This is a genomic window from Candidatus Neomarinimicrobiota bacterium (genome assembly GCA_016784545.1).
GTDB lineage: Bacteria > Fidelibacterota > UBA8477 > UBA8477 > JABMPR01 > JABMPR01.
In genome coordinates, this window is the sequence record JADHUM010000089.1 from 1 (window position 1) to 8,029 (window position 8,029).

Sequence of the window (8,029 nt, forward strand, 5' to 3'; positions counted from 1 at the left end):
CCCGGTCCAGGAAAACTGAGTCAGAGCTAATGCCTACACCAATAATGGCCAGGTCAGCAGAATCCATCTGATTGATGATAGATTTGATCTGGCGGTGTGATGTGAAGGCCTTATAGGTATCCAGATCCTGGGTAATGGCCGGCGCCTGGATACTGCGTGATGACCCGTTCCAGAGTTTTGCCATCTTCCGTGTAATTTCGAAGGCGTCGTCATCATGAATATCACTTCGAATGTGGCCCATGGCCTGGATAAAAACCACATTTGAGTGGGCAGAAACAGCTTTCATGTTTTCTACAAGTGCCTGAATATGCCTTCCTGCAGCCAGGCAAACCGTATGATTTACTTTTATCATCTCGCTGACATATGGAGCGGCAAAATAGCCAATAGCTTGTCGCTGTTGAACCGGGTTCCTGTGGGCAGAAGAATTGATGACGATGGCGTGGTTCAAGTCAAATTTATCAATGAGCTGTTTTTCAAGGAATTCATTGCGAGGTGAGAAGGGTTTGACATTGATGGTAACGATGCCTCGTTTTCGAGCTTCACTGAGTAGTCGCGAAACATTGGCCTGCGAGATACCGGCAAGTTGCGCCACTTTGGCCTGGCCAAGATTTTCCATATAATACAGAGAAGCAACCAGGATCAGCAGCTCTTCTTTTATTGACTGTTTATTTGCCACATGAATCTCCCTGAAGTTTGTGATAAGGCACTGGTCTATTACTGGCCCAAAAACGTCCGAATGTGTGTAATATTGAATATATATGCAAGATATTTAATTTGATATAATGATTTTTTCAATTTTAGATTGGCTGCATCCCAATGTATATACATCAATAAACAAGTACATGTATTCCTAAATTTCTTATTGACTTTCGACAAATAAATGTGCAATCTTATAGCAGAATCAATATTAATGAATATTTATTCAGAATTTAAAAAATTGATTACGTTGGTGGAAAAATTGCATGAGCCAAACTACCTTTTGTTAGATTTGGGTGCTCTGTTTACCTGCTTTCAAATAAAACGGTTTTTGGGTGTTGCCAGACGATGTGGATTGCAAACAAGGAATGTGTATGCATAGTAAGCTGATGATCTATAGAATAGTTCTGCTCATGCTACTCGGTAGCTTCGTGGTAGCCGGGACAACAGGCAAAATTCTAGGTAAGGTAACAGATGAGGTGACAGGAGAACCAATCATTGGTGCAAATGTCTATCTGGAAGACACAGGCATGGGATCAATGACGGATCTCAGCGGTGAGTACTTTATAATTGGTGTCCGGCCTGGCTCTTATACCCTGGTCTGTTCATATATAGGCTATAAAAAAACCATCATCCAAGACATCCACGTCAATATTGATCTCTCTACAATCAAGAATATTGAACTGGGTCTGGAAATCATCAAAGGTGAAGAGGTCGTTGTGGTCAGTAAACGCGTCGTCATTGAAAAAGGACGCACCAATACCACGGCATATGTCTCATCTGAAAAGATTGCAGCCATGCCTGTTCAGGAAGTAAGCGATCTGATCCAGCTACAGGCTGGTGTGGTCCAGGATGCTGGAGGAAGCTTTCATATTCGCGGTGGTCGTGGCGGTGAGATCGCCTATCTCATTGATGGGGTTCCAATAACGGATCAGTACAATGGAGGAAGTTCCATAGGTCTGGAAAACAGTTGGGTTCAAGAATTACAGGTCATTAGCGGAACATTTAATGCAGAATACGGACAAGCCCAATCGGGAATTGTCAACGTGGTTACCAAGGAGGGGGCGCAAAAATTCTCAGGGAATCTATCATTTTCCACTGGCGATCATGTTTCCACAGCAGACCAAATCTTCTGGAATATTAAAACAGTTAATCTAAACGAGAAGAATGTGGCACTTAGCCTTCAAGGCCCCATTTCCTTTTTACCAGAAGGGTCCTTTTATTCATCGCTACGTTATAAAACTACTGAAGGTTGGTTGTATGGAAAAAACCAGGCCCTAATCGATGATACGGTCCCCATTCAAAACTATATCAACGAGGCTCAAAGCACACAAACTCAGGAAGAACGGAGTTACGGCATAAAGGTGCCGGATTCACTCCAGACCGGTGATGGTGCCTATGTTCCCATTGATGGTGATTCAAAGGTTTCATTCTATGCAAAAATAAGTACCAATATTTCACCCTCCATCAAGCTACGCTACTCCATGTTTTATACCACTGCCATGGGCAAGTCTTATAGCGACGGCCGCAGGTATTCACCTGAGGGCATTCGCACCTGGTATGATGAGAGCTATAATCATATAGTCAGTCTCAATCATGTGCTGTCAAACAAAAGCTTTTATACCATTAATTTTTCTAATTATTCAAAACACACACAGGCTTACCTCTTTGAGGATCCACTGGACCAGCGCTATCGCTCAAGTCCCTATTCTGACGAAAGCTTCAGTTTTGGTGGGACACAAAATGGAAGATATGATATCGTGCGTTCAGCACTCTCCGCTAAATTTGACCTGACCACACAACTCAGCCAGTCCAGCCAGATGAAATTCGGTGCCGAAATTAAAAGACATGATCTAGATTATTATTCGCTAACCACCGTTGCGGAAGGCTCGCTCTATGAAGAACCGATCTTGCGCTTGCCCGCCCAGAACACCTCTGGTTATGATGCCTATAATGTCAAACCTCTTGAGGGATCAACCTATATCCAGAATGTATTCGAATATGACGACATTATCGTCAATGCAGGTCTGAGGTATGACTATTGGGATCCCAATGCCCTGCTGCCTGTGAATCTTCGCGCTGAAACCGATACCGATAATGGTATCCGCCTGGACTCCGAATTGAAAGCCGGAGTCACCCGCTCACAGCTAAGCCCACGTTTTGGGCTGGCCTACCCCATTTCTGATAATGGCGTTATCCATGTCTCATACGGTCACTTTTTTCAACTACCCAGATTTAATGCGATCTATGATAATTATGAGTATGAGATCCAGCTGGGTGGTTTGCAGACGACCATGGGCAATGTGAACCTGAAACCGGAAAAGACCATTGGCTATGAGATGGGTATACAGCAGCAGCTTAGTCCTGTGTATGGCCTGGAGCTTACCATGTACTACAAGGATATCAGTAACCTCTTGAGTCAGGAAATTATCAGTACGATTGATGAAAAGGTATATGCCCGATACATCAACAGAGATTATGGAAATGTCAGGGGGATTACCCTCACCTTGAACAAGCTTTATTCTGATCTGTTTGCCGGCAGTATAGATTATACTTACCAGGTTGCCAAAGGCAACGCGTCTGATCCCAATGCTGTTTTTAATGACTATAATGACAACAAAGAAGTTGAGAAACAGGTCCTGCCGCTAGATTGGGATCAAACCCATACGCTGAACACCTCACTCACAGTTGGGAAACCTGGGGGAGTTAACCTGGGTCTCATTGGTCGGTTTGCCACGGGACAACCCTATACACCCTCCAGTCCCGGTTCCGCTCTGGATACGCAGTTTGAAAACAGTGATCGCAAACCTGCCAGCTTTAACTTTGATTTGAATCTTTATAAAACGGTCAGGGTTGACAAAGTCAAAATGAAATTGTATTGCAAAGTCTTCAATCTCACAGATCAGCTGAATCAGCGGTACGTCTATGCCAGTACCGGAAATTCAGAGGCTCCCTACCGTACCATTCCGGCAGCCTATGTGTTGTCACAGAATCCAAATTTTACCGCCCAGGAAGTTGACCTACGACCCGACTATTATTCTGAACCACGCAGAGTCCTGCTGGGTATTGAAATCCAGTTTTAGGTAAAGAGGAATATACATGAACCGCTATTTTTACATTCGGACGCTTCAGGTCATCTTATTGGTGCTCATGGCCCAAAGTATTGTGTTTGCAGGCGCCCAGGATCGACGAACCGGAATTCATGACGGAAACCTGGTCTATACCCGTTTTTCGAATTTTGGGAATCTCGGTGATCGCTATGAAAATCCCCGCATGGAGTGGCCCAAAGGCTCAGGTATGGTCTATGGTTTTGAATTCATTATGATCGCCGCAGCAGAAGTCGAAGATGTTAATGGTGAATTTGTAAAGATTTGCTCTGAAAGCTATTCCCACCCCACCAGTCATGATATTTCACCGGATGGATCACATCTCTGGAACTGGCAGCCTCTCGAGAATTATTTCAATGCGGGTCCGGAAAACGTAGATGAATATCCTGCCATGAGTCACAAGCCAGAGACCTGGCCCATGATTTGGCCTCATGATTATCCCGGACTTGAGGGGAGTCGAGATGGCCTCTGGAATGGGGAGTTTGGCGCTTACACACGGGCTGATCAGGAAAGTTATTACGTCATGGATGATCGGGATAACGATGAGTTCGACTATTTCCCCTTTATTGGCAGTAGCGTGGATTCTTCAGGGTATCCAGACGGATGCAGAGGCCTGGGTCTTGAAGTTAAGGTCCGTGGTTATGAATGGGCTGCAGTAGAAGCTGAAGACATCCTGATTGTCCGTTATGATATTGCCAATGTGAGTGACAAGGACCTTGAGACCGTCGTCTTTGGCATGTATGTGGATGCCATGGTCGGTGGCACCAACGACAATCCGGATTATGCCAGATTCGATCAGTTTGATGATATTACCTACTGCTGGGACTTTGATGGCATTGACAATCGAGGTATCCCCGGGTTAGGTTATTTTGGATACGCTTTCCTGGAGAGTCCTGGGGATCCACTAAATGGTATAGATGATGATGAGAACGGTCTGGTTGACGAACGTCAGGATAATGATCGTGGTGATTTCATTATGGGACCCATTGGTAATTATGGTGATCCCAAGGAACACTGGAGTGGTGACGAGGATGGTGACTGGCGCATTTATGAAGATTTTAATGTAAACGGATTCTGGGATATGGGCGAAGCCATACTGGATGACGTCGGGAATGACGGTATCGGTCCCTATGATCAAGACTATGTCGGTCCTGATGCTGATGGATCAGAAGCTAATGGTGTTCCCGATCCAGGTGAACCTAACTTTGGGCAGCAGGACAATGATGAATCTGATCAGATCGGTTTGACCAGTGTAATTCTGCTTGAACCACAATCTCTCCAATATGACGATCGAACCTTTAATCAAATGACTCCGGACCTGTTTACTTATGTTGATCCGGCGAACCTGGCTTTTATGTATGGTTCTGGATATTTCGGTTTACCGAAAAACGAAACCCGGAAATTTGCCATCGCCAATCTATTTGGAACCGATGAACAGGATATCTTTCGCAATAAGCGAACCATGCAGCGGATTTATGATGCTGATTACAATTTTGCAAAACCACCCTTGAAGCCCGTGGTGACTGCTGTTGCTGGCGACGGAAAGGTTGTCTTGAAATGGGATCATTCCGCTGAAAAATCCATTGATCCTATCTATGGAAAAGATTTTGAGGGTTACTTGATATATCGGTCCACAGACCCTTCATTCAACGAGATCAAGACAGTCACCGATGCCTTTGGGAGTCCTATTTTCTGGAAACCCCTGGCACAGTATGATCTGGTGGACGAGCTTGAAGGTCCCCATCCTGTAGAAATTACCGGGACAGGAGCGCACTTCTACACGGGTAGTAATACTGATCTTGTGTACTTCTACGAGGATACAGATGTACAGAATGGTCGCACCTACTACTATGCAGTTTGCTCATACGACAAGGGCTATGATGAAGATTTCTTTGACAGGGGTATCGTAGATGTAGAATTGTTGGCTCCCATTGCCCCCGTTGAATGTACCAAAATCATTCAGACCAATTCAGTTGGCCAGGTTAAATTTATCGATGGAAACTGTGCTGTGGTGGTGCCCAACGCACCCAGCGCCGGTTACACGGCTGGACATCTGACTGATATACAGCATCAGGGTCTGGCTACTGGAGATTTCCAGGTAAATGTGATCATACCTGACAGTATTGAAGAAAATCATAATTATGAAATCACCTTCACCGATACAACTCTGGGACGCTATACATCCAGTGTGTCTGTGAAGGATGTGACCTCTGACAGGGTGATCTATGAAGTGATCCCTTACGATGAATTCGTCATTAGCAGTGAGATAGTCAGGGGCATGCAGCTGCAGTTTGAAAATGATTCCGCTGAAGTGATGCATTCTGAATGGCTCGTAGGGAATAGCAATATCCCTGTAGAAACACAATTATTATGGTCATCAAAATCAATTCCTGTCCCCGAAGACTATGAAATTCGGGTAGGCCATGCACTTATGGACACATCATACAATGCACTGCCATTTTTAAGGACGCCTGTAAACTTTCAACTCTGGAATACGACACGCAACGAGAAGGTTCCATTTGAGTTTTCTGAAGCTATTAATAAAGATAGTACACTCAATGGGGGAGATCGAATTAATGTCGTCCTCAACCCGCGAGGCTTTTTATACAATACGGCCTGGGAGTTCTACTTCAGAAATGACTCTTCCCAGACGAATGTCCGCATTCCTCAACCTGGAGACGTATACTCTCTCACGGTTAGCAAGCCCTTCAATTCAGATGATACATTGAGGTTTACATCTCGTGCCTCCAGCATGGATCCAGTCAAAGAGACTGCCGATATGGACAATATATATGTCGTCCCAGATCCATATGTGGTTAATGCCAGCTGGGAAAAGCCTCTTTTTTATGCAAGTGGTCGCGGTGAACGACGTGTTGATTTTGTCAATCTTCCCCAGGAGTGTACCATCAGGATTTATACCATGAGTGGCAAATTGGTAAGAACGCTGGAGCATTCCAGTACGATGACCAAAGGAAGTGAACCCTGGGACCTGATTTCAGAAGATGGACTCAGTGTTTCTTTTGGTATGTACATTTTCCATGTAGAGGCAGATGGGGTAGGGAGCAAAGTTGGAAAATTTGCCCTGATCAAATAGGGTGAATCAAATATTCCCAAATGAAGCAATAGGTGCCGGTGATGAAAATAAATAAAACTGCAAACAGATTGATCCTGCTCTTGAGCATGTTTTGCGTGACCCTCTTTTCACAGACTGATGAGGAATCCTTCAGTGCTGTGAATTATAATGAGGAAGTTTCCAATGTAGGAACGTCGGCGGCAGCTTTTCTAGAAATTGGTGTCGGTGCAAACTCTCAGGCTATGGGTGGTGCTTTCACGGCAATTGCCAATGATGTATCCGCCCTGTACTGGAATCCTGCCGGGATCACACAGTTGAAGAAAGTATCTATTACTGCCAACTATACTGAATGGCTGGCGGGAACGGCACATGAATATTTTGGAGCCGTGATTCCCATGGGAGGACGTTTTGCGATTGGTCTGAGCATGAATGTCCTGAATTATGTAGATAAGCAACCCGTGAGAACCATCCAACTACCTGAAGGAACGGGTGAATTCTATGCCGCTTCTGATATGGCTCTGGCTGCCACAGTTGCGGCAACAATCACGGATAAATTTTCTTTTGGATTAACGACCAAATATATCCTGCAACAACTCTGGCATGAGTCAGCCAGTGCCTTTGCCATTGATGTGGGTGTCCTTTATAATACTCAGATTGAAGGTCTCAGAATCGGTACCACCATTGCCAATTATGGTTCAGAATTACAAATGACCGGTCGGGATCTAAGACGCCCCTTTGACGCAGATGAGACCCATTATTCAAATGATCGTCTGAATGTTTTGCTGGAAACAGATCGGTTTCCTCTACCCCTGCTTTTTCGCTTTGGCCTGGCATATTCATTTGCTCCATTTAAGGGACAATATGTAACTTTGGCTGCAGACCTGAATCACCCCAGTAATAGTGTGGAATCAGTTGATCTGGGAGTGGAATGGGCTGTGGGTCGTATGATCGTGGCTCGTATGGGGTATCAATCATTATTTGACGACCATACGGAAAATGGTTTGTCCGCTGGATTTGGACTTGCACCTCAAATTGGCAATTCAATGCAAGTCGGTTTTAATTATGCCTGGTCAGCCTGGGGCTTACTGGGAACAGTACAACGCTTTTCAATAGACCTTTCGTTCTAGGTCGGAAAAAGAAAATACGAGGAGAT

Annotated in this window: 4 protein-coding genes; 3 read left to right on the plus strand and 1 reads right to left on the minus strand. The window is 44.8% G+C overall.

All coding sequences use genetic code 11. The annotated features are described in order from the left end of the window. A partial coding sequence (locus ISR87_14900; GenBank protein ID MBL7026729.1) for a transcriptional regulator occupies positions 1-676 on the minus strand: 676 nt, incomplete at its 3' end. 394 nt (positions 677-1,070) lie between these two features. Between ISR87_14900 and ISR87_14905 the strand changes: the two genes are divergently transcribed. From ISR87_14905 to ISR87_14915, 3 genes are read left to right on the plus strand one after another with little or no spacing between them, the layout of a single operon-like run. Continuing rightward, entirely contained in the window at positions 1,071-3,779 is a 2,709-nt protein-coding gene (locus ISR87_14905) for a TonB-dependent receptor (protein MBL7026730.1), read from the plus strand. Positions 3,780-3,795: 16 nt separating this feature from the next. Continuing rightward, a complete protein-coding gene (locus tag ISR87_14910; protein MBL7026731.1) occupies positions 3,796-6,897 on the plus strand; it encodes a hypothetical protein in 3,102 nt (1,033 codons plus the stop codon). A 41-nt stretch (positions 6,898-6,938) separates the two neighbouring features. Next, entirely contained in the window at positions 6,939-8,003 is a 1,065-nt protein-coding gene (locus ISR87_14915; protein MBL7026732.1) for a PorV/PorQ family protein, read from the plus strand. The last annotated feature ends 26 nt before the right edge of the window (positions 8,004-8,029 follow it).

What these genes read in the sequence shown, in the direction of transcription:
- ISR87_14905 (MBL7026730.1), top strand. Translation starts at nt 1,071, where the DNA reads ATGCATAGTAAGCTGATGATCTATAGAATAGTTCTGCTCATGCTACTC.
- ISR87_14915 (MBL7026732.1), top strand. Translation starts at nt 6,939, where the DNA reads ATGAAAATAAATAAAACTGCAAACAGATTGATCCTGCTCTTGAGCATG.
- ISR87_14910 (MBL7026731.1), top strand. Translation starts at nt 3,796, where the DNA reads ATGAACCGCTATTTTTACATTCGGACGCTTCAGGTCATCTTATTGGTG.